We start from the raw sequence: 20,693 nt of genomic DNA, 5'->3' as shown, positions 1-20,693 counted from the left end.
CTTCAGGCTCCTCGGGTGACGGGAATCGCCGTAGCTTAACGAAAAAAAGGGGCCGTTAAAGGCCCCTTCACAAACCCGATCTTTTCGACGGGATTACGCTGCTTCTTCTTCGGCAGCCTGCTCCTCCGCTTCGACGCGGGCACGGTCAGCCGCACCCTTGGCGTCGATGTCGCGGTCGACAAATTCCACCACCGCCATCGGCGCGCTGTCGCCATGACGGAAGCCGGCTTTCATGATCCGGATATAACCGCCATTGCGGTCCGCATAGCGTGTGGCGATCGTGTCGAACAGCTTGCGCACCTGCTGTTCATCGCGGATGGCCGCGATGGCCTGCCGGCGCGCATGCAGGTCGCCGCGCTTTCCGAGCGTGACGAGCTTTTCGACGATGGGGCGAATTTCCTTGGCCTTGGGCAGCGTCGTCACGATCTGCTCATGCTCGATCAGCGAGGCGGCCATGTTGGCAAACATCGCCTTGCGGTGGCTGGCAGTGCGGTTCAGCTTGCGGCCGGATTTTCCGTGGCGCATGAGCCTTCTCCTTGAATTGGCCGGTCAGACCGGCGATCAGTAATGATCCTCGTAGCGTTTTGCGAGGTCTTCGATGTTTTCCGGCGGCCATGCCGGGACTTCCATACCGAGATGGAGCCCCATGGACGCCAGCACTTCCTTGATTTCGTTGAGCGACTTGCGGCCGAAATTCGGCGTGCGCAGCATCTCGCCCTCGGTCTTCTGGATCAGATCGCCAATGTAGACGATATTGTCGTTCTTCAGGCAGTTCGCCGAGCGGACCGAAAGCTCCAGTTCGTCGACCTTCTTGAGCAACGCCGGGTTGAAGGCCAGTTCCTGGACCTGCTCTTCCTCGACCTCTTTCTGGGGCTCTTCGAAGTTCACGAAGACGGCCAGTTGATCCTGCAGGATACGGGCAGCGAACGCCACGGCGTCCTCGCCGCTGACCGCACCGTTGGTTTCGATGGTCATGGTCAGCTTGTCATAGTCGAGCACCTGACCTTCGCGGGTGTTCTCGACCTTGTAGGAGACCTTGCGGACCGGCGAATAGAGGCTGTCGACGGGGATAAGCCCGATCGGCGAATCCTCGGCGCGGTTGCGGTCGGCCGGCACATAGCCCTTGCCGTTGTCGACGGTGAACTCCATGCGGATTTCCGCACCCTCGTCGAGCGTGCAGATGACGTGCTCCGGATTGAGGATCTCGACATCGCCAACGGTCTGAATATCGCCGGCGGTCACGGTGCCGGGGCCCTGTTTGCGCACGACCATGCGCTTCGGACCGTCGCCTTCCATGCGGATGGCGATTTCCTTGATGTTCAGGACGATGTCCGTGACGTCTTCGCGGACGCCAGCGATCGAGGAGAACTCATGCAGCACGCCATCGATCTGCACTGCGGTCACGGCAGCACCGCGCAGCGACGACAGCAGCACCCGACGCAGCGCGTTGCCGAGTGTCAGACCAAAGCCACGCTCCAGCGGTTCGGCGACGAGCGACACCTTGTTGGCGCTTCCCGATTTGAACTCGACCTTCTTCGGCTTGATCAGTTCTTGCCAGTTTTTATGTATCACGGCGTTTCCCTCAGGTTCCTTGCCACCATCCAGTCGTGGCAACAGATCTGAATAAGGGTCGATGCAGGATCGGCACCGACCGAAAAATGTCAGACGCGGCGCTTCTTGCGCGGACGGCAGCCATTGTGCGGGATCGGCGTCACGTCACGGATCGACGTGATCGTAAAGCCGGCCGCCTGCAAAGCGCGCAGCGCCGATTCACGACCCGAGCCCGGTCCGCAGACTTCGACCTCGAGCGACCGCATGCCGTGCTCCTGCGCCTTCTTGGCGCAATCCTCGGCGGCCACCTGTGCGGCGAACGGGGTCGACTTGCGCGAGCCTTTGAAGCCCTGCATCCCAGCCGATGACCAGGCAATGGTGTTGCCCTGCGCATCGGTGATGGTGATCATCGTGTTGTTGAACGTCGAATTGACGTGCGCCACGCCCGACGAAATGTTCTTGCGTTCACGGCGGCGAACGCGACCGGCATCTTTTGCCATTTGTTTCCTCTCGATCTCAACACCGCCGTAGTGCCAGCGGCTACACCTGAGAACGTGCAATCATCCCCCGCACCGGTTTCGCGCCAAACCCGCAAAGGCTCGGAGCGCCCATCGACGGGAGCGTTCGAACGTTCGTTACTTCTTCTTGCCTGCGATCGGCTTCGCCGGACCCTTGCGGGTACGGGCATTCGTATGCGTGCGCTGGCCGCGAACCGGCAGATTGCGGCGGTGACGCAGACCGCGGTAGCAGCCAAGATCCATCAGACGCTTGATGTTCATCGACACCTCGCGGCGCAGGTCGCCTTCAACCTGGTAATCGCGGTCGATGGTCTCGCGAATGCCGAGCACTTCGGCGTCGGTCAGTTCGTGGACGCGGCGCTCCGCAGGAATGTTGTTCTTCTCGACAATATCCTGGGCGAATTTCGCGCCAATGCCGTGGATGTATTGCAGCGCAATCACGACGCGCTTGCCTGTCGGCAGGTTAACACCGGCTATACGTGCCATCTTGTTCTCCATGTGGGCCGGTTGCACCGGCGTTTCTTGTTGACCCGCGTCCGGTGGAGGCCGGCCCTTGCGGGTTTCCCGATCAAGCAGAAGCGAGCCCAAAGGGCGCATCTATCCGGTCTTTCAGGGAAGATGCAGCGCTATTGCACGGGTTGACACTGCCGTCAACCCCTTATTCATGTTTCTGAAGCCGCTTCTCAGAGCGAAGCCAGAAGCTCCTCGATCTGCTCGCTAACACCGTCGATCGTGTCCATACCGTCGACGTTTTTGAGCATGCCCTTGGCATAGTAGTATCCGATCAGGGGACCGGTCTTCTTGTAGTACTCACGCAGGCGCTCGTCGAAGACTTCCGGCGTGTCGTCCTTGCGTACGGGCTGCCCCGCCGCCTTGGCATCTTCGGCGCGCTTGACGATGCGGCCGACCAGCGCCTTGTCATCCACGACAAGTTCGATCACGGCATCAAGGCTGATATTCTTGCCCGCCAGCATCTCCGCAACCGCGTCGGCCTGGGCCAGCGTGCGCGGGTAGCCGTCGAGGATGAATCCGTCGGCGCAGTCGGCCTCGTCGATCCGCTCTGAGACGATTGCGTTGACGATGGCGTCGGAAACCAGTTCGCCGGCGTCCATCACCGACTTGGCCCGAAGCCCTACCTCGGTCTCCGCCTTTACCGCTGCACGCAGCATGTCACCGGTCGAAAGCTGCGGGATCGCGTATTTCTCGACCAGCCGCTGCGCTTGCGTTCCTTTGCCCGCACCCGGCGGTCCCAGCAGAATCAGTCTCATCGCCCGCGTTTTCCCCCGCGAAGTTTCGATTTCTTGATCAGACCCTCATACTGATGGGCGATCAAATGTCCCTGAACCTGCGCAACCGTATCCAGCGTGACGCTGACAACAATCAGCAGAGACGTTCCTCCGAGATAAAACGGCACGCCCGCGGACGCTATAAGAAATTCGGGTAACAAACAGACCAGCACGAGATAGATCGCGCCGACGACCGTAATGCGCGTCAGGACGAAGTCGATGTATTCGGCGGTGCGCTGGCCGGGCCGGATACCCGGAATGAAGCCCGAATGCTTCTTCAGGTTGTCGGCTGTGTCCTGCGGATTGAAGACAATCGCCGTGTAGAAGAATGCGAAGAAGGCGATCATTGCCGCGTAGAAAAGCATGTAGAGCGGCTGGCCGTGGCCGAGCGCTGCAAGCACGGCAGTCGACCAGTCTGGCAGCGTGGACGTGTCAGAGAAGCCGGCCAGCGTCGCCGGCAGCAATAGCAGCGACGAAGCGAAGATCGGCGGGATAACGCCGGCGGTGTTCAGCTTGAGCGGCAGGTGCGACGTGTCGCCCTGGAACATGCGATTGCCGACCTGGCGCTTCGGATACTGGATCAGCAGCCGGCGCTGCGCGCGTTCGACGAAAACAATGACCGCGATCACGACCACGGCAAGAACAATGATTGCCAGGATGATGCCCGTGGAGAGCGCGCCGGTGCGGCCGAGTTCGAGCGTTCCGGCGACGGCCGCCGGAAGCCCGGCGACGATACCTGAGAAGATGATCAGCGAAATGCCGTTACCGATACCGCGCGCGGTGATCTGCTCGCCGAGCCACATCAGGAACATGGTGCCGCCAACAAGCGTGATGACGGTGGAAATCCGGAAGAACCAGCCCGGATCCGTAACAATGCCGCTGCCGCTCTCCAGACCGACGGCGATGCCATAGGCCTGCATGGTGGCGAGTAGCACCGTGCCGTAGCGGGTATACTGGTTGATGACCTTGCGGCCCTGCTCGCCCTCCTTCTTCAGCTGTTCGAGCGTCGGGATGACCGATGTCATGAGCTGAATGGCAATCGAGGCCGAAATGTAGGGCATGATGCCGAGCGCGAAGATCGCCATGCGCTCGACGGCGCCGCCGGCAAACATGTTGAACATGCCGAGAATGCCGTCCGACTGATTCGCGAATGCTTGCGAGAAAGCATCCATGTCGAGGCCGGGAAGAGGGATGTAGGTACCGAGGCGGTAGACCAGCAGAGCGCCAAGAGTGAACCAAATTCGCTTTCTGAGCTCTGTCGCCTTGGCGAAGGCGCCGAAGTTCAGGTTAGCTGCCAGCTGTTCTGCTGCGGATGCCATTAAAAGTATCTCCGGTTTCGGCTCGGCCGGTGCATTTCGGGTGATGACCCGGTCCCGACAACGCAATCAGTAGCGGAGATAAGCGCCGTGCCGGGCAGACGCAAGTCATTATCGGGCATAGAGAAGGCGGCGCCCAGGCGCCGCCTTTCCGTTTCGTTATTCGGCGGGCGCCTTCGGTGCGAGAACGGTCAGCGTACCGCCGGCCTTCTCGATCTTCTCGGCTGCCGATTTCGACGCGCCGGCAACCTCGAAGGAAACCTTCTTGGTCGTCAGTTCGCCATCAGCGAGGACACGCACACCGTCCTTGACGCGGCGGATCACGCCGGCTGCGGCGAGCGCTGCGGCATCGATAGGCTTCTTCGCATCGAGCTTGCCGGCATCGATTGCGGTCTGCACGCGGCCGAGCGACACGATGTTGAGGTCCTTAGCGAAGATGTTGTTGAAGCCGCGCTTCGGCAGGCGACGATAGAGCGGCATCTGACCGCCTTCGTAGCCCTTGATCGCAACACCCGAACGGGATTTCTGACCCTTCACGCCGCGGCCACCGGTCTTGCCCTTGCCAGAGCCGATACCGCGACCAACGCGCTTGCGGGACGGACGCGCGCCTTCGTTGTCGCGCAGATCATTCAAGTTCATATCTCTTCTCCCGCCTATCAGGCCTCGTCCACAACGCGGACGAGGTGCTGGACCTTGCGGATCATGCCACGCACGGCCGGAGTGTCTTCCAGCGTACGTCGGCGATGCATCTTGTTCAGGCCAAGGCCGATCAGGGTCTGTTCCTGGTCAGCCGGCCGGCGGATCGGGCTGCCGATCTGTTCAACGGTGATCGAGCCCTTCTTCTTGTCAGCCATCAGTCAGTGTCCTTCCAATGACCCCTGCCCCGCATCAACGCTGGCAGGAGCTCGATCCCGTTACTCTTCGGCGCCAATCAGGTCGCGACGGCGCGTCTGCAGCGTCGAGTATTTCAGGCCGCGCTGGGCGGCGACATCCTTCGGATGCATCTGATGCTTGAGCGCATCGAACGTCGCGCGGACCATGTTGTAGGGGTTGGACGTGCCGAGCGACTTGGCAACGACGTCCTGAACGCCCAGGGTCTCGAAGACGGCGCGCATCGGACCACCGGCGATGATACCGGTACCCGGAGCAGCCGCCCGCAGCAGGACCTTGCCGGCGCCGTGACGTCCCTCGACATCGTGGTGCAGCGTGCGGCCAGACCGCAGCGGCACGAAGATCATGTCGCGCTTTGCCGATTCAGTCGCCTTGCGGATGGCTTCCGGCACTTCGCGTGCCTTGCCGTGCCCGAAGCCGACGCGGCCCTTCTGGTCGCCGACGACGACGAGCGCGGCAAATCCGAAGCGGCGACCGCCCTTCACCACTTTCGCGACGCGGTTGATGTGGACGAGCTTGTCTACAAACTCGCTTTCAACCTCTTCGCGAGGTCCGCGTCCGCGACCTCCACGTTCTTGCTGTGCCATATCCTTTTCCTTCGTTCTTTTCCGGTAGCACGGTGGTTGATGTTAGAAACTCAGACCCGCTTCGCGGGCTGCGTCGGCCAGCGCCTTGACGCGGCCATGAAAGATAAAGGCGCCCCGGTCGAAAACGACCTCCTTGACACCGGCCTTGACGGCGCGTTCGGCGACCAGCTTGCCAACGGCGGCAGCAGCCGCTGTGTCGGCACCGGTCTTGAGCGCACCCTTCAGATCGCCTTCGAGGGTCGAGGCGGCTGCAAGCGTGCGGCCGGCCTGATCGTCGATGACCTGCGCATAAATGTTCTTGGAAGAACGATGCACCGACAGACGCGGGCGCCCATTGGCAACCTTCTTCAACTGACGGCGAACGCGCTGCGCACGGCGCGTGTTCATTTCCTTGGACGTGGCCATGGCGCGTTTCCTTACTTCTTCTTGCCTTCCTTGCGGACGATCGTTTCCTCGGCGTATTTCACGCCCTTGCCCTTGTAGGGTTCGGGGCTGCGATAGCCGCGGATTTCAGACGCCACCTGGCCGAGCTGTTGCTTGTCGATGCCGGTCAGCACGATCTCGGTCGGCTTCGGCGTCGCTGCGGTGATGCCTTCCGGCACCTGGTAGACCACGTCGTGGCTGAAGCCGAGCGACAGCTGGATGTTCTTGCCCTGCATCGCGGCGCGATATCCAACACCGTTGATCTCGAGCTTGCGCTCGAAACCATTCTTCACGCCTTCCATGATATTCAGGATCATGGTGCGCGACATGCCCCATTTGGAGCGGGCGTCCTTCGACTGGTCGCGCGGCTGGACGGTGACAGCACCGTCTTCCATGGCAACCAGGACTTCGTCATTGACGACGAAAGACAGTTCACCCTTGGGACCTTTGGCCGTTACCGTCTGTCCATCGACGGAAGCGGTAACGCCATCCGGAATGCTCACCGGTCTTTTTCCAATACGAGACATTGTTCAACCTGTCCGTTTACTGGGTTCCACGCTTGCAGGCCGCATCAGAAGATGCGGCACAGAAGCTCCCCGCCAATATTCTTATCGCGCGCTTCATGATCCGCCATGACGCCCTGCGGCGTCGAAAGGATCGAGATACCGAGGCCATTGGCGACATGCGGGATGGATTTCACACCCACATAAACGCGCCGACCCGGCTTGGAAACACGTTCGATGGTCCGGATGACCGGAGCGCCGTCGAAATACTTAAGCTCGATCTCGAACTCCGCCTTGCCGGTCGAGTATTCGACCTTCGAGTAGTCGCGGATGTAGCCTTCGCTCTTCAACACATCGAGAACGTTGCCGCGAAGCTTGGAGGCCGGTGTCGAGATGCGATCCTTGGAACGGTGGATACCGTTGCGGATGCGCGTCAGCATATCGCCGAGAGGATCTGACATAGACATATTTCTCTCCCCTTACCAGCTGGACTTGACGACGCCCGGAACCCGGCCGAGCGAACCCAAGTCACGCAATGCGATGCGCGACATCTTCAATTTGCGGTAGAACCCGCGCGGACGGCCCGAAACCTCACAACGGTTGCGGATGCGGACCTTCGCCGAATTGCGCGGCAGTTCCGCGAGCTTCAGCGTTGCCTTGAAGCGCTCCTCGATCGGCTGGGAGCGATCCATGACCGTCGCCTTGAGCTGGGCGCGCTTGGCGGCATAACGATCCGCCAGTTTACGGCGGCGCTGGTTCTTTTCGACTGCGCTAACTTTAGCCATGCGAACTTTTCCTTTTTACGCTTGCCGTTACGTGCGGAACGGGAAGTTGAAGGCCTTGAGCAGTGCCAGGGCCTCGTCATCCGATTTCGCCGTCGTGCAAACGATGACGTCCATTCCCCAGATCTGGTCGACCTTGTCGTAGTTGATCTCGGGGAACACGATGTGCTCCTTCAGGCCCATGGCGAAGTTGCCACGACCGTCGAAGCTTTTGGGGTTCAGGCCGCGGAAGTCGCGCACGCGCGGCAGCGCGATGTTGACCAGGCGATCCATGAATTCGAACATCCGGTCGCCGCGCAACGTGACCTTGGTGCCGATCGGCATGCCTTCGCGGACCTTGAAGCCAGCGATCGAGTTGCGCGCACGGGTGATCACGGCCTTCTGACCGGTGATCAGCGACAGATCTTCGGCAGCCGAAGCCGGCTTCTTGGAATCCGCGGTCGCCTCGCCGACGCCCATGTTCACGACGATCTTCGTGACGCGCGGGATTTCCATCTCGTTGGAGTAGGAGAACTCCTCGAGCATCTGCTTGCGCACGACTTCGTTGTAGTGCGCCTTGAGCCGCGGTTCGTACTTGTCTTCAGCCATCGATCACTTCTCCGGAACGCTTGGAAAAGCGGACCTTGCGGTCGCCTTCCATACGGAAACCGACGCGGGTCGGCTTCGAGTCTTTCGGGTCCAGAAGGGCAATGTTCGAAAGGTCGATTGACGCCTCTTTCGAAATGATGCCGCCCTGCTGGTTGGCCGTCTGGCGCTGGTGGCGCTTGACGACATTGATACCGGCGACAACCGCGCGGTTGTCCTTCGGCATCACTTGCGTGACTGTGCCCGTGCGGCCCTTGTCCTTGCCGGTGAGAACGACGACTTCGTCGCCCTTGCGAATCTTTTGCATCGTGTCTCTCCTTAAAGAACTTCTGGCGCCAGAGAGATGATCTTCATGTGCGACTTGGCGCGCAGTTCGCGCGGCACGGGTCCGAAGATACGGGTACCGATCGGCTCGCGCTTGTTGTCGACGATGACCGCGGCGTTCTTGTCAAAGCGGATGACGCTGCCATCGGCGCGGCGGATGTCGCTTGCGGTACGCACGACGACGGCTTTCATGACGTCGCCTTTCTTGACGCGGCCGCGCGGGATGGCTTCCTTGACCGACACCACGATGATGTCGCCAACGGATGCGTATTTGCGCTTCGAGCCGCCCAGCACCTTGATGCACTGAACACGACGGGCGCCGGAATTGTCGGCGACATCGAGGTTTGTTTGCATCTGAATCATGACTGGCTGCCTTTGTTATCTTGTCCAGCTGGTCCGCACGCGGACCGCATGTCTACTCGGTTTAAGTTCAGGCCGCTGGCTGGTCTGTGACGACCACCCAGCACTTGTCCTTCGAAATCGGCGCGCTTTCCTGAATGAAAACGGTATCGCCGGTCTTGAACTGGTTGTTTTCGTCGTGTGCCTTGTACTTCTTCGAACGGCGCACGGTCTTCTTGAACAGCGGATGCGTGAAGCGGCGCTCGACACGGACCACAACGGTCTTGTCGTTCTTGTCGCTTACTACGGTGCCCTGCAGAACGCGTTTCGGCATCTTACTTTCCCTTTTCAGCAGCCTGGGCTGCAATCGTCTTGATGCGGGCAATGTCGCGCCGCACTTCGCGCACGCGCGAGGTTTTTTCGAGCTGACCCGTCGCTTTCTGGAAGCGGAGGTTGAACTGCTCCTTCTTCAGCTTGGCCAATTCATCGGCGAGCTGGTCGGCGGTCATGGCCCTGACTTCTTCGGCTTTCATGTTTCCGCTCCTATTCCGCAATACGCTGGATGAAACGCGTCCGCACCGAGAGCTTCGCAGCGCCGAGGCGAAGCGCCTCGCGCGCGATGTCCTCAGACACGCCATCGATTTCGAACATCACACGGCCAGGCTTGACCTTGGCGGCCCAGTAGTCGACCGAGCCCTTACCCTTACCCATGCGGACTTCCGTCGGTTTCGAGGTCACCGGCGTATCCGGGAAGATACGGATCCAGACACGGCCGGCACGCTTCATGTGGCGGGTGATCGCGCGGCGGGCCGCCTCGATCTCACGCGCATTGACGCGGTTCGGTTCCAGTGCCTTCAGGCCATATTCACCGAAGTTCAGTGCGGTGCCGCCCTTGGCTACGCCACGGATCTTGCCCTTGAACTGCTTCCGGTACTTTGTCCTTTTAGGTTGCAACATCTGTTGTCACTCCAATCCGGTCGCGGCCGATTACGCGTTTTCGCGGCGGCGGCTTGCGCCCTGGTTGTCTGTTTCGGTGGCGCGACGTTCCGAGGCCATCGGATCGTGCTCCAGGATCTCACCCTTGAAGATCCAAACCTTGATGCCGCAGATGCCGTAAGCGGTCTCGGCTTCGGCTGTGCCGTAGTCGACATCGGCGCGCAGCGTGTGCAGCGGCACCCGACCCTCGCGGTACCATTCGGTGCGCGCGATCTCCGCGCCACCAAGGCGGCCGGCGCAGTTGATGCGGATGCCTTCGGCGCCGAGACGCATCGCCGATTGGACGGCGCGTTTCATGGCACGGCGGAACGCGACGCGGCGCTCAAGCTGCTGAGCAATCGACTGGGCGACCAGGTTGGCATCGATTTCCGGCTTGCGCACTTCAACAATGTTGAGATGCGTCTCGGCAGACGTAAACTGCGACAGCTTGCGGCGCAGCTTCTCGATGTCTGCACCCTTCTTGCCGATGATGATGCCCGGACGCGCCGAGTGGATCGTTACGCGGCACTTCTTGTGCGGACGCTCGATAACGATCTTGGAAACCGCAGCCTGCTTCAGTTCCTTCTGCAGGTATTCGCGGATCTTCAGATCCTCGTGCAGGAGCTGGCCATATTCGGCGTTGTCGGCGAACCAGCGGGAATCCCACGTACGGTTGATGCCGAGACGAAGGCCGACCGGATTAATCTTCTGACCCATTACGCGGCCTCCCCTGCTTCTTCCTGCTCACGCACGACGATCGTGAGGTGCGAGAAGGGTTTCGTGACACGGCTGGCACGGCCACGGCCGCGAGCGTGAAAGCGCTTCATGACAATCGACTTGCCCACATAGGCTTCGGCGACCACCAGCGCGTCGACGTCGAGATCATGGTTGTTCTCGGCGTTGGCGATGGCGGATTCGAGCGTCTTCTTGACGGTCGAGGCGATGCGCTTGCGCGAGAAGGTCAGATCGGCGAGCGCCGAATCCACCTTCTTGCCGCGGATCATGGCCGCAACCAGATTGAGCTTCTGCGGGCTGATGCGGATCGTGCGCGTGATGGCACGCGCCTCGTTATCCGCCAACCGGCGTGGAGCCTTCGGCTTGCCCATGGTTACTTCCTCTTTGCCTTCTTGTCCGCGCCGTGACCGTAGTAGGTCCGCGTCGGAGCGAATTCACCGAACTTGTGTCCGACCATGTCCTCGCTGACAGCGACCGGAATGTGCTTGGTGCCGTTGTAGACGCCGAACGTCAGACCGACGAACTGCGGCATGATCGTGGAGCGGCGGCTCCAAATCTTGATGACGTCGTGACGGCCACCCTCGCGGGCCTTGTCGGCCTTCTTGAGAAGATAGCCATCGACGAACGGGCCTTTCCATACTGAACGAGCCATGCGGCTAACCTTTCTCGATTACTTCTTGCGCTGGTGGCGCGAGCGCATGATGAACTTGTCGGTCGACTTGTTCGAACGGGTGCGCTTGCCCTTGGTCGGCTTGCCCCAGGGCGTCACCGGGTGACGGCCACCGGAGGTACGGCCTTCACCACCACCATGCGGGTGGTCGACCGGGTTCATGACGACGCCGCGGACATGCGGACGACGACCGAGCCACCGCGAGCGGCCCGCCTTGCCCAGCGATATGTTGCCGTGGTCCGGGTTGGACACCGCGCCGACGGTGGCGTAGCAACGGCCCGAAACGAGGCGTTGTTCACCGGAGTTGAGCCGCAAGATCGCCATGCCCTGATCACGTCCGACGAGCTGCGCGTAAGCGCCAGCCGAACGGGCGATCTGGCCGCCCTTGCCCGGCTTCATCTCGACGTTGTGGACAATGGTGCCGACCGGCATGCGACCAAGTTCCATCGCGTTGCCCGGCTTGACGTCGACCTGCTCGCCGGAAACGACGCGGTCGCCGGCCTGCAGGCGCTGCGGCGCGAGGATGTAGGACAGTTCGCCGTCGTCGTATTTCAGAAGCGCGATGAACGCCGTGCGGTTCGGATCGTACTCAAGCCGCTCGACTGTTGCTTCTACGCCGGTCTTGCGGCGCTTGAAGTCGATGACACGGTAGGTCCGCTTGTGGCCGCCGGCGCGATTGCGCGAGGTCAGCCGGCCAGTGTTGTTGCGACCGCCGGACTTGGTCAGACCCTCGGTCAGGGACTTGACCGGGCCGCCCTTGTGAAGCCCCGAACGGTCGACCGTGACCAGCTGACGCTGACCGGGCGATGTCGGTTTGAATGTTTTCAATGCCATGACAGTATCCTTTCGGCCGCCCGATTAAAGTCCGGTCGCGATGTCGATCGACTGGCCGTCAACAAGCGTGACAATGGCCTTCTTCACATCGCTCTGCCGGCCCTTCACGCCGCGAAAGCGCTTGATCTTGCCCTTGCGCAGCAGCGTGTTGACGTTCTTGACCTTGACGTTGAACAGCGCTTCGACAGCGGCCTTGATTTCCGGCTTGGAAGCGTCGCGTGCAACATCGAAGACGATCTGGTTGTTTTCCGACACGAGGGTCGATTTCTCTGTGATCACCGGTGCGACAATCACGTCGTAGTGGCGAAGATCGGTCATTTGAAACGCTCCTCGAGGGCTTCGACCGCGGCCTTGGACAAGACGAGCTTGTTGCGGCGCAGGATGTCGTAGACATTGATGCCCTGGATCGGCAGGACGTCGATGTGCGGAATGTTGGCCGCAGCGTTCTTGAAATTGCCATCGAGCTCCGCGCCGCCGATCAGCAGTGCATTGTCGAGACCGAGCGCCGTCAGCTGCTGCAGCAGCGTTTTGGTCTTGGCTTCCTTTGCGTTCAGCTCATCGATGACGATCAACTCGGACGCCTTGGCTTTGGCCGAAAGTGCATGACGCAGGCCGAGCGCACGAACCTTCTTCGGCAGATCCGACTCGTGGCTGCGAGCGACCGGGCCATGAGCCTTACCGCCGCCGCGGAACTGCGGCGCGCGGGCAGACGAGTGACGCGCGCGCCCGGTGCCCTTCTGGCGGAACATCTTGGCGCCGGTGCGCGAGATTTCCGAACGGCCCTTCGACTGGTGCGTGCCCTGCTGACGCTTGGCGAGCTGCCACAGCACAACGCGCTGGATGAGATCGGCGCGCGGATCGAGGCCAAAGACCTCGTCGGACACTTTCACCGAACCGGAGGATTTGCCGGCCAGGGTGGTTACTTTGAGTTCCATTATTCTGCCCCTTCAGCGCTTTCGGAAGCCGCTGCGGCTTCGGCGCCCGCACGCAATGCAGCCGGCTTCGGCGCATTGTCGGGAAGGCTCGATTTGACGGCGTCACGGACCAGGATCCAAGCGCCCTTCGAACCGGGCACAGCACCCTTGACCAAGATCAGACCGCGCTCGGCATCGGTCGAAACGATCTCGAGGTTCTGGCTGGTGACGCGGGTCGCGCCCATGTGACCGGCCATCTTCTTGCCCTTGAACACCTTGCCCGGGTCCTGGCACATGCCGGTCGAACCGTGCGAACGGTGCGAGATCGAGTTACCATGGGTTGCCCGGCCACCACCGAAATTGTGGCGCTTCATGACACCCTGGAAGCCCTTGCCCTGCGTGGTGCCAGTGACGTCGACCTTCTGGCCGGCAACGAAGTGCTCGGCGGTCAGCTCGGCGCCGACGTCGATCATGTTGTCGGGCGAAACGCGGAACTCGGCGAGCTTGCGCTTCGGTTCGACGGAGGCTTTCGCGAAATGGCCGCGCATGGCCTTCGAGGTGTTTTTGACCTTGGCGAAACCAGAACCCAGCTGCACCGCGGTGTAGCCGTTCTTTTCCTCGGTCCGCTGGGCAACAACCTGGCAATTCTCCATACGGAGAACCGTCACCGGCAGCTGTTCGCCGGCGTCATTGTAGACGCGGGTCATGCCCAGCTTCTGTGCTATTACTCCTGAACGCATCGGTTCATCCTTCCCCAGTCCAGCCGGCTCAGAGCTTGATCTCGACGTCGACACCCGCTGCGAGGTCGAGCTTCATCAGCGCGTCCACGGTCTGCGGCGTCGGGTCGACGATGTCCAAGAGGCGCTTGTGCGTGCGCATCTCGAACTGCTCGCGGCTTTTCTTGTCGATGTGCGGGCCCCGGTTCACAGTGAATTTCTCGATCCGTGTCGGCAGCGGCACCGGCCCGCGAACGCTTGCACCGGTCCGTTTCGCCGTCGACACGATTTCACGGGTCGACGCGTCGAGAACGCGGTGATCGAACGCCTTGAGGCGTATGCGGATATTCTGGCCGTTCATACGACTTGTTCCTTATTCAAGCAGGAAAGCGCGGCAGCGCCTGCCGCGCCTCCTAATTCTCAACCTTGTCGCGTCACTCGATGATTTTGGCGACGATGCCTGCGCCGACGGTGCGGCCGCCTTCGCGGATGGCAAACCGCAGCCGCTCTTCCATGGCGATCGGCACGATCAGTTCGACATTCATCTCGGCGTTGTCGCCCGGCATCACCATCTCGGTGCCTTCCGGAAGCGAGACCTCGCCCGTCACGTCGGTCGTGCGGAAGTAGAACTGCGGACGGTACTTGTTGAAGAACGGCGTGTGACGGCCGCCCTCTTCCTTCGTCAGGATGTAGGCCTCGGCGACGAACTTGGTGTGCGGCGTCACCGAACCCGGCTTGCACAGCACCTGACCGCGCTCGACACCCTCACGGTCGACACCGCGCAGCAGCGCGCCGATGTTGTCGCCGGCCATGCCCTGGTCGAGCAGCTTGCGGAACATCTCCACGCCCGTGCAGGTCGTCTTCGTCGTGTCGCGGATGCCGACGATCTCGATCTCGTCGCCGACATTGATGATGCCGCGCTCGACACGGCCGGTCACAACCGTGCCGCGGCCGGAAATCGAGAACACGTCCTCGATCGGCATCAGGAACGGCTGGTCGACCGGACGCTCGGGCGTCGGGATGTAGGTGTCGACCTCGGCCATCAGCGCGCGGATCGCGTCCTCGCCCTTCGCCTTGTCGCCATCTTCCAGAGCAACAAGCGCCGAACCCTTGATCACCGGAATGTCGTCGCCCGGGAACTCGTAGGACGACAGAAGCTCGCGCACTTCCATCTCGACCAGCTCAAGAAGCTCCTCGTCGTCGACCTGGTCGACCTTGTTGAGGAACACGACGATCGCCGGAACGCCGACCTGACGGGCCAGCAGGATGTGCTCGCGGGTCTGCGGCATCGGGCCGTCGGCCGCCGAGCAGACCAGGATCGCGCCGTCCATCTGGGCAGCACCGGTGATCATGTTCTTCACATAGTCGGCGTGGCCCGGGCAGTCGACATGGGCGTAGTGACGGTTTTCCGTCTCGTATTCCACATGCGCCGTCGAGATCGTGATGCCGCGCGCCTTTTCTTCCGGCGCAGCGTCGATCTGGTCATAGGCCTTGAACTCGCCGAAAAACTTCGTGATCGCTGCCGTCAGAGACGTCTTGCCGTGGTCAACGTGACCAATCGTACCGATGTTCACATGCGGCTTCGTGCGCTCGAACTTACCCTTCGCCATCTTTCTTCTCCGTAATCTCTTGTCTCTGCGACAAAATTCGTATCAGCGCCGGCCTTGCAGAAAGGCCGGCCATTTGATCGCCCTTAGGCGTATTTCTTCTGAATCTCCTGGGCGACCGCCTGAGGCACTGCCTCGTAATGGTCGAAGATCATGGTGTACTGCGCGCGGCCCTGGCTCATCGAACGCAGGGTGTTCACGTAACCGAACATGTTGGCCAGCGGCACCATGGCGGTGATCACCTGGTCGATGTTGCGGCTTTCGGTGCCGGCAATCTGGCCGCGCCGCGAGTTCAGGTCGCCGATGATGTCGCCCATATAGTCTTCCGGGGTAACAACCTCGACCTTCATGATCGGCTCGAGCAGCTGGGCACCGGCCTTCTGTGCGCCTTCGCGGAAAGCGGCGCGCGCCGCGATCTCGAAGGCCAGCACGGAGGAGTCGACGTCGTGGTAGGCACCGTCCATAAGGGTCGCCTTGACGCCGAGCATCGGGAAGCCGGCGAGCGGACCGGAGTCCATGACCGACTGGATGCCCTTTTCGACGCCCGGGATGTATTCCTTGGGAACATTGCCGCCAACGACGGTGCTCTCGAACAGGAAGTCTTCGCCCTCTGGGTTCGGCTCGAACTTGATCTTGACGCGCGCGAACTGACCGGAACCGCCGGACTGCTTCTTGTGCGTGTAGTCGATGTCGGCTTCGCGGGTGATGGTTTCGCGGTAGGCAACCTGCGGCGCACCGATGTTGGCTTCCACCTTGAACTCCCGCTTCATGCGGTCGACGAGGATGTCGAGATGCAGTTCGCCCATGCCCGAAATGATGGTCTGGCCGGATTCTTCGTCCGAACGGACGCGGAAGGACGGGTCTTCGGCGGCTAGGCGGTTGAGCGCGAGGCCCATCTTCTCCTGGTCGCTCTTGGTTTTCGGCTCGACCGCAATCGAGATGACAGGATCCGGGAACTCCATGCGCTCAAGGATGACCGGCTTCAGCGGGTCGCAGAGCGTATCACCGGTGGTGGTTTCCTTGAGGCCCGCGATGGCAACGATGTCGCCAGCATAGGCTTCCTTGATGTCCTCACGCGAGTTGGAGTGCATCTGCAGCATGCGGCCGATGCGCTCGCGTTTGCCCTTGACGGTGTTCATCAGCGAGACGCCCGTTTCCAGCTTGCCGGAATAGATGCGGCAGAAGGTCAGCGAGCCGACGAACGGGTCGTTCATGATCTTGAAGGCCAGCATGGAGAGCGGCGCATCGTCGGAAGATTCGCGGACCGTCTCGCTGTCGTCCTTCGGGTCGATCCCGTTGATGGCCGGAACGTCGATCGGCGCCGGCAGGAAATCAACCACAGCATCAAGAAGCGGCTGCACGCCTTTGTTTTTGAAGGCAGAACCGGCAAATACCGGGAAGAAGTCCACGGCGCAGGTGCCCTTGCGGATCAGCGCGCGCAGTGCGTCGTTATCCGGCATTTCACCTTCAAGGTAGGCTTCCATCGCGGCTTCGTCGATCTCGACGGCGGCTTCGATCAGCTTCTCGCGGTATTCTTCGGCCTGGTCCTGAAGTTCGGCCGGAATGTCGACGACATCCCACTCGGCGCCGAGATTTTCGGACTTCCAGACCAGTGCCTTCATCTCGATGAGGTCGACGACGCCGGCGAACTCGCTTTCAGCGCCGATCGGCAGCTGCATGACCAGCGGCGTACCGCCGAGCCGCGACTGGATCATCTCGACGCAGCGGAAGAAGTCAGCACCGATCTTGTCCATCTTGTTGACGAAGATCATGCGCGGGACATTGTACTTGTTGGCCTGACGCCAGACGGTCTCGGTCTGCGGTTCGACACCGGCATTGGCGTCCAGCAAAGCGACAGCACCGTCCAGCACGCGCAGCGAACGCTCGACCTCAATAGTGAAGTCGACGTGTCCGGGAGTGTCGATGATGTTGAAGCGCTTGCGCTTGCCATCACGGCCATTCCAGAAGGTGGTCGTCGCAGCAGAGGTGATGGTGATGCCGCGCTCCTGCTCCTGCTCCATCCAGTCCATCGTCGCAGCACCGTCGTGCACTTCGCCGATCTTGTGGCTCTTGCCGGTGTAGTAAAGGATACGCTCGGTCGTCGTCGTCTTGCCGGCATCGATGTGCGCCATGATGCCGAAGTTACGATAATCTTCCAGCGAGTATTCGCGAGCCATGGGAGAAGGCCTCTCTCGTAAGGTCTTTGGTTACCAGCGATAATGCGAGAACGCGCGGTTGGCTTCCGCCATCTTGTGCGTGTCTTCGCGTTTCTTGACTGCCGAACCGCGGTTGTTGGCAGCATCCATGAGTTCGCCGGACAGGCGATCGACCATGGTCGTCTCGTTACGCTTGCGCGCCGCGCTGATCATCCAGCGGATGGCGAGCGCCTGACGGCGCTCGGGGCGCACATCGACAGGAACCTGATACGTCGCACCACCGACACGGCGGGAACGCACCTCCACATGTGGCGCGACATTGTCGAGCGCCTGATGGAACAGTTCGACCGGCTCCTGCTTGGTCTTGTCGGCGATGGAGTCGAAGGCGCCATAGACGATGCGCTCTGCGACGGACTTCTTGCCATCGAGCATGATGGCATTCATGAACTTGGTGATGACGATGTCCCCGAATTTCGGATCCGGGTTGATCTCACGTTTTTCGGCACGGTGGCGACGCGACATATCGTTTTCTCACTTCCCCGCGGCGGCGATAGGCGCCCGCCGCAATTCAATTACTTCGGACGCTTTGCGCCGTATTTGGAGCGGCGCTGCTTGCGGTTCTTGACGCCCTGGGTGTCAAGCACGCCGCGCAGGATGTGGTAGCGGACGCCCGGAAGGTCCTTCACGCGACCGCCGCGGATCATCACGACCGAGTGCTCCTGCAGGTTGTGCCCCTCGCCAGGGATGTAGCCGATCACCTCGAAGCCATTCGTCAGACGAACCTTGGCGACCTTGCGAAGCGCCGAGTTCGGCTTCTTCGGCGTGGTCGTGTAAACACGGGTACACACGCCGCGCTTCTGCGGGTTGGCCTGAAGGGCCGGAACCTTGTTGCGCTTGACCGGCGCCACGCGTGGCTTGCGGATCAACTGGTTTACTGTAGGCATCAAGCCATCCTTCGTTCATTCACGCGCGAACGCGACAAATCCTGTTCCGCATCAACATGCGCGAACGGGGCATATCGCCATTTCGGCAATGCCCCGGAGTTCAGAGGAAGCGGCCAGGCGCTTCGTGATATCGCAATGTCTCAGCTTCGCTGCACGACCTTGTTTGAGACGTGATTCAGGGCTCGGCGCCGCCGAATGAAAAGTCTCACATTGGCCAGATGGGCGGCTTCTATACACAAGACGTTGTCCCGTCAAGCGAAAGCGCCGAAATTTAGGGCTGTTTTGGCGCACGCGCCGGAGATCGGAATTTCGACGAAATTTCGTGTCCGAAACCGGGCTCGGCGGGCAACAAACAGTAACCCGATCCAGTGTAGCGTACGCTACAGGTCGCGCCACAGCGCAATTCGTGGAAAACTGCGTCCAATCTGAGTCGCAAGTCGAGGGGAATGACGGGATGTCCGATGCGGATTTCGAGACGGGTACCGGCGTCTTCATTATTATCGGACGGGTCTGGGCGGACCGCGACGGACCGGAAGCGCCCGTTCATATCCTGCTGACCGCACCGGATGACGATTCGGCAATTCGCGCGGCGCTCGAGGCGTTGGCGGAGCGTGGCTACGAGGAAGCCGAATTCGACCAGATCGGTTCGCTTGTCGATGCGCCCGACGAAGAGCCGCATGCGTCCGCCTATCAGGGCGCGCTGGAAGGCGAAGTTGCAATCGTGGCGTTCGCAGAAGGGCTGGAAGGGGAGGAAGACCGTCCGGCCGGGCTCGATGAGGGTGACTATGATCCGTTTTCCGTCCTGAAGGACTGGAAGCCCGGTCAGTAGACGGCGTCTGCCAGGAATACGGGGCCGCGACGTGATCAGGATCATACTTCAATGCGCGCTGGTCTTTCTCGTCAGCCGCGGCATGCTCGAGGCGATCGGCGTCGGCGCGCGGTTGCTTGCCTATCCGGTCATGGACCCGCAGTTTCACAGGGCCGCATTCTCGACATCCATGTGGCTCGATATCTGGGGCGTCTGGGACAGCGAGTGGTTCCTTGGCATTGTCAGGGACGGGTACGATACCGTGGTGCGCAGCGCGGCGGGCATCGAAGGCCAGGCGAACTGGGCGTTCTTCCCGCTCTATCCGATGCTGGCATGGGCGGTTTCGGAACTTTCGGGGGTCTCGGCGTTCCCTGCCCTGCTGATCGTTTCGAATGTCGCCTTCTTTCTCGCCTTGCTTCTGATCCGGGTCGAAGCCTCGCATCTCTACGGCGAACGCGCCGGGGGGCTGGCGATTGCCCTGTTTGCGTTCATGCCGGGAAGCTTCGTCTTTTCCTCGGCGTATAGCGAATCTCTGTTCCTGCTGTTCGTCATGTTGTGCCTCGCGTTTGCCCGCCGCGAGGACTGGCTGCTCGCCGGCATAGCGGCGGCTTGCGCGACGCTGACGCGCAACCTCGGCATTCTGCTTGTTGTTCCGCTTCTTCTCTACGCCGCCCAGGCGCATGGTGGCTGGCGTGACAGTGAAGTGCTATGGCGCCGCCGACTGGAAGTCGTTGCCGCAACCGCCCTGCCCGTCATCGCGCTAGGCGGATTCATGCTTTTCCTTTGGCAACGTACCGGCGACGGCATTGCCTTCGCATCGGTCCAGACGGCCTGGAACCGTGAGTTACAGAATCCGTTGATTGCGCTGATCGGGCCGTTCTGGGCCGCTCCCAACATCCAGACAGAAATCTATCCCAGTATCGTAATGGCCTGGGTCAGCGTCGCTGCGACGTTTGCCTTGATCCTGCGGCGGAACTGGCCGCACGCCGGCTACATGGTCGCTGTCATCACAATCACGCTGGCAAGCGGCGTATTGTCCTATTTCAGGTTCTTTCTGACGATGGCGCCATGCGTGATGGTGCTCGCGGCCTATGCCGCCCGTTATCCGCAAGCCGGGCCGGCCGGAATTGCGCTTCTGGCACTGGCCAACGGCGCCTTGATGGTCAGTTGGGCGCTCGGTCTGGGCATCTACTAATCAGCTAACCAACAAAAAAACGCCGGACCAAAGA

32 protein-coding genes and 1 pseudogene are annotated in these 20,693 nt (G+C 61.2%); 2 read left to right on the top strand and 31 right to left on the bottom strand.

Annotation, left to right across the window (positions count from 1 at the left end):
• Window positions 1-93: 93 nt before the first annotated feature.
• The 31 genes from rplQ to rpsL all read right to left on the bottom strand — a co-directional run bounded on the left by rplQ (window position 94) and on the right by rpsL (window position 18,656).
• Window positions 94-525: a 50S ribosomal protein L17 gene (gene rplQ / locus ACO06R_RS12270; protein ID WP_421850102.1), complete on the bottom strand. Its 432-nt coding sequence runs from the start codon at window positions 523-525 to the stop codon at window positions 94-96.
• A 36-nt stretch (window positions 526-561) separates the two neighbouring features.
• Entirely contained in the window at window positions 562-1,572 is a 1,011-nt protein-coding gene (locus ACO06R_RS12265; protein WP_421850098.1) for a DNA-directed RNA polymerase subunit alpha, read from the bottom strand.
• 89 nt (window positions 1,573-1,661) lie between these two features.
• Entirely contained in the window at window positions 1,662-2,051 is a 390-nt protein-coding gene (gene rpsK, locus ACO06R_RS12260; RefSeq protein WP_193178157.1) for a 30S ribosomal protein S11, read from the bottom strand.
• A 135-nt stretch (window positions 2,052-2,186) separates the two neighbouring features.
• Entirely contained in the window at window positions 2,187-2,555 is a 369-nt protein-coding gene (gene rpsM / locus ACO06R_RS12255; RefSeq protein ID WP_421850095.1) for a 30S ribosomal protein S13, read from the bottom strand.
• 197 nt (window positions 2,556-2,752) lie between these two features.
• Entirely contained in the window at window positions 2,753-3,337 is a 585-nt protein-coding gene (locus tag ACO06R_RS12250) for an adenylate kinase (protein WP_421850092.1), read from the bottom strand.
• Window positions 3,334-4,674, bottom strand: coding sequence for a preprotein translocase subunit SecY (gene secY / locus ACO06R_RS12245; RefSeq protein ID WP_421850089.1), 1,341 nt, complete (start codon window positions 4,672-4,674; stop codon window positions 3,334-3,336). The genes ACO06R_RS12250 and secY overlap by 4 nt, the downstream gene beginning before the upstream one ends.
• A 156-nt stretch (window positions 4,675-4,830) precedes the next feature.
• Window positions 4,831-5,310, bottom strand: coding sequence for a 50S ribosomal protein L15 (gene rplO, locus ACO06R_RS12240; protein ID WP_421850085.1), 480 nt, complete (start codon window positions 5,308-5,310; stop codon window positions 4,831-4,833).
• 17 nt (window positions 5,311-5,327) lie between these two features.
• A complete protein-coding gene (rpmD, locus tag ACO06R_RS12235; RefSeq protein WP_421850082.1) occupies window positions 5,328-5,525 on the bottom strand; it encodes a 50S ribosomal protein L30 in 198 nt (65 codons plus the stop codon).
• Window positions 5,526-5,585: 60 nt separating this feature from the next.
• Entirely contained in the window at window positions 5,586-6,149 is a 564-nt protein-coding gene (gene rpsE / locus ACO06R_RS12230; protein ID WP_421850079.1) for a 30S ribosomal protein S5, read from the bottom strand.
• A 42-nt stretch (window positions 6,150-6,191) separates the two neighbouring features.
• Complete coding sequence (gene rplR / locus ACO06R_RS12225) at window positions 6,192-6,554, bottom strand: 50S ribosomal protein L18 (RefSeq protein WP_421850076.1); 363 nt, start codon at window positions 6,552-6,554, stop codon at window positions 6,192-6,194.
• An 11-nt stretch (window positions 6,555-6,565) separates the two neighbouring features.
• Window positions 6,566-7,099, bottom strand: coding sequence for a 50S ribosomal protein L6 (gene rplF / locus ACO06R_RS12220; RefSeq protein ID WP_421850073.1), 534 nt, complete (start codon window positions 7,097-7,099; stop codon window positions 6,566-6,568).
• Between the two features lie 44 nt (window positions 7,100-7,143).
• Complete coding sequence (gene rpsH, locus ACO06R_RS12215) at window positions 7,144-7,542, bottom strand: 30S ribosomal protein S8 (RefSeq protein WP_421850070.1); 399 nt, start codon at window positions 7,540-7,542, stop codon at window positions 7,144-7,146.
• A gap of 12 nt (window positions 7,543-7,554) precedes the next feature.
• Complete coding sequence (gene rpsN, locus ACO06R_RS12210) at window positions 7,555-7,860, bottom strand: 30S ribosomal protein S14 (protein WP_421850067.1); 306 nt, start codon at window positions 7,858-7,860, stop codon at window positions 7,555-7,557.
• Between the two features lie 27 nt (window positions 7,861-7,887).
• Complete coding sequence (gene rplE, locus ACO06R_RS12205) at window positions 7,888-8,445, bottom strand: 50S ribosomal protein L5 (RefSeq protein ID WP_421850064.1); 558 nt, start codon at window positions 8,443-8,445, stop codon at window positions 7,888-7,890.
• A complete protein-coding gene (gene rplX, locus ACO06R_RS12200) occupies window positions 8,438-8,749 on the bottom strand; it encodes a 50S ribosomal protein L24 (protein ID WP_421850061.1) in 312 nt (103 codons plus the stop codon). The genes rplE and rplX overlap by 8 nt, the downstream gene beginning before the upstream one ends.
• 11 nt (window positions 8,750-8,760) lie before the next feature.
• The gene (gene rplN / locus ACO06R_RS12195; protein WP_421850058.1) at window positions 8,761-9,129 is read right to left on the bottom strand and encodes a 50S ribosomal protein L14; all 369 of its coding nucleotides are present in this window, start codon (window positions 9,127-9,129) and stop codon (window positions 8,761-8,763) included.
• Between the two features lie 67 nt (window positions 9,130-9,196).
• Window positions 9,197-9,439 (bottom strand): 30S ribosomal protein S17, encoded by a 243-nt coding sequence (gene rpsQ, locus ACO06R_RS12190; protein ID WP_421850055.1) that lies wholly within the window; start codon window positions 9,437-9,439, stop codon window positions 9,197-9,199.
• Between the two features lies 1 nt (window position 9,440).
• Entirely contained in the window at window positions 9,441-9,638 is a 198-nt protein-coding gene (rpmC, locus tag ACO06R_RS12185) for a 50S ribosomal protein L29 (protein WP_421850052.1), read from the bottom strand.
• A 10-nt stretch (window positions 9,639-9,648) separates the two neighbouring features.
• A complete protein-coding gene (gene rplP, locus ACO06R_RS12180) occupies window positions 9,649-10,062 on the bottom strand; it encodes a 50S ribosomal protein L16 (RefSeq protein WP_421850049.1) in 414 nt (137 codons plus the stop codon).
• A 30-nt stretch (window positions 10,063-10,092) separates the two neighbouring features.
• Window positions 10,093-10,797, bottom strand: coding sequence for a 30S ribosomal protein S3 (gene rpsC / locus ACO06R_RS12175; RefSeq protein WP_421850046.1), 705 nt, complete (start codon window positions 10,795-10,797; stop codon window positions 10,093-10,095).
• Window positions 10,797-11,186: a 50S ribosomal protein L22 gene (rplV, locus tag ACO06R_RS12170; RefSeq protein WP_421850043.1), complete on the bottom strand. Its 390-nt coding sequence runs from the start codon at window positions 11,184-11,186 to the stop codon at window positions 10,797-10,799. The genes rpsC and rplV overlap by 1 nt, the downstream gene beginning before the upstream one ends.
• Before the next feature lie 2 nt (window positions 11,187-11,188).
• A complete protein-coding gene (gene rpsS, locus ACO06R_RS12165) occupies window positions 11,189-11,467 on the bottom strand; it encodes a 30S ribosomal protein S19 (RefSeq protein ID WP_421850040.1) in 279 nt (92 codons plus the stop codon).
• 18 nt (window positions 11,468-11,485) lie between these two features.
• The gene (gene rplB, locus ACO06R_RS12160) at window positions 11,486-12,319 is read right to left on the bottom strand and encodes a 50S ribosomal protein L2 (protein ID WP_421850037.1); all 834 of its coding nucleotides are present in this window, start codon (window positions 12,317-12,319) and stop codon (window positions 11,486-11,488) included.
• A gap of 24 nt (window positions 12,320-12,343) precedes the next feature.
• A complete protein-coding gene (locus ACO06R_RS12155) occupies window positions 12,344-12,637 on the bottom strand; it encodes a 50S ribosomal protein L23 (RefSeq protein ID WP_421850034.1) in 294 nt (97 codons plus the stop codon).
• Window positions 12,634-13,254: a 50S ribosomal protein L4 gene (gene rplD, locus ACO06R_RS12150; RefSeq protein ID WP_421850031.1), complete on the bottom strand. Its 621-nt coding sequence runs from the start codon at window positions 13,252-13,254 to the stop codon at window positions 12,634-12,636. Before rplD ends, ACO06R_RS12155 begins: the two co-directional genes overlap by 4 nt.
• Window positions 13,254-13,973 (bottom strand): 50S ribosomal protein L3, encoded by a 720-nt coding sequence (gene rplC / locus ACO06R_RS12145; RefSeq protein WP_421850028.1) that lies wholly within the window; start codon window positions 13,971-13,973, stop codon window positions 13,254-13,256. Before rplC ends, rplD begins: the two co-directional genes overlap by 1 nt.
• Before the next feature lie 28 nt (window positions 13,974-14,001).
• The gene (gene rpsJ, locus ACO06R_RS12140; RefSeq protein WP_421850025.1) at window positions 14,002-14,310 is read right to left on the bottom strand and encodes a 30S ribosomal protein S10; all 309 of its coding nucleotides are present in this window, start codon (window positions 14,308-14,310) and stop codon (window positions 14,002-14,004) included.
• Between the two features lie 73 nt (window positions 14,311-14,383).
• Window positions 14,384-15,559 carry an elongation factor Tu gene (gene tuf, locus ACO06R_RS12135; RefSeq protein ID WP_421850022.1) on the bottom strand — a complete coding sequence of 392 codons (1,176 nt, stop codon included), beginning with the start codon at window positions 15,557-15,559 and terminating at the stop codon, window positions 14,384-14,386.
• A gap of 83 nt (window positions 15,560-15,642) precedes the next feature.
• Entirely contained in the window at window positions 15,643-17,733 is a 2,091-nt protein-coding gene (fusA, locus tag ACO06R_RS12130; RefSeq protein WP_421850019.1) for an elongation factor G, read from the bottom strand.
• A 30-nt stretch (window positions 17,734-17,763) separates the two neighbouring features.
• Window positions 17,764-18,234, bottom strand: coding sequence for a 30S ribosomal protein S7 (gene rpsG / locus ACO06R_RS12125; RefSeq protein ID WP_421850016.1), 471 nt, complete (start codon window positions 18,232-18,234; stop codon window positions 17,764-17,766).
• Window positions 18,235-18,284: 50 nt separating this feature from the next.
• Entirely contained in the window at window positions 18,285-18,656 is a 372-nt protein-coding gene (gene rpsL, locus ACO06R_RS12120) for a 30S ribosomal protein S12 (protein WP_026479049.1), read from the bottom strand.
• Window positions 18,657-19,110: 454 nt separating this feature from the next.
• On the opposite strand from rpsL, the pseudogene ACO06R_RS12115 reads away from it, so the two are divergent.
• A pseudogene (locus ACO06R_RS12115) lies at window positions 19,111-19,386 on the top strand (transcriptional regulator); the annotation flags it as partial.
• Window positions 19,387-19,516: 130 nt separating this feature from the next.
• Complete coding sequence (locus tag ACO06R_RS12110; RefSeq protein ID WP_421850014.1) at window positions 19,517-20,659, top strand: glycosyltransferase family 39 protein; 1,143 nt, start codon at window positions 19,517-19,519, stop codon at window positions 20,657-20,659.
• Window positions 20,660-20,693 lie beyond the last annotated feature (34 nt).

It is taken from the genome of Oricola sp. (assembly GCF_965230365.1).
Lineage (GTDB): Bacteria > Pseudomonadota > Alphaproteobacteria > Rhizobiales > Rhizobiaceae > Oricola.
Note: the sequence above shows the minus strand (reverse complement) of the source record. Positions and strands in the feature narration are given on the sequence as shown.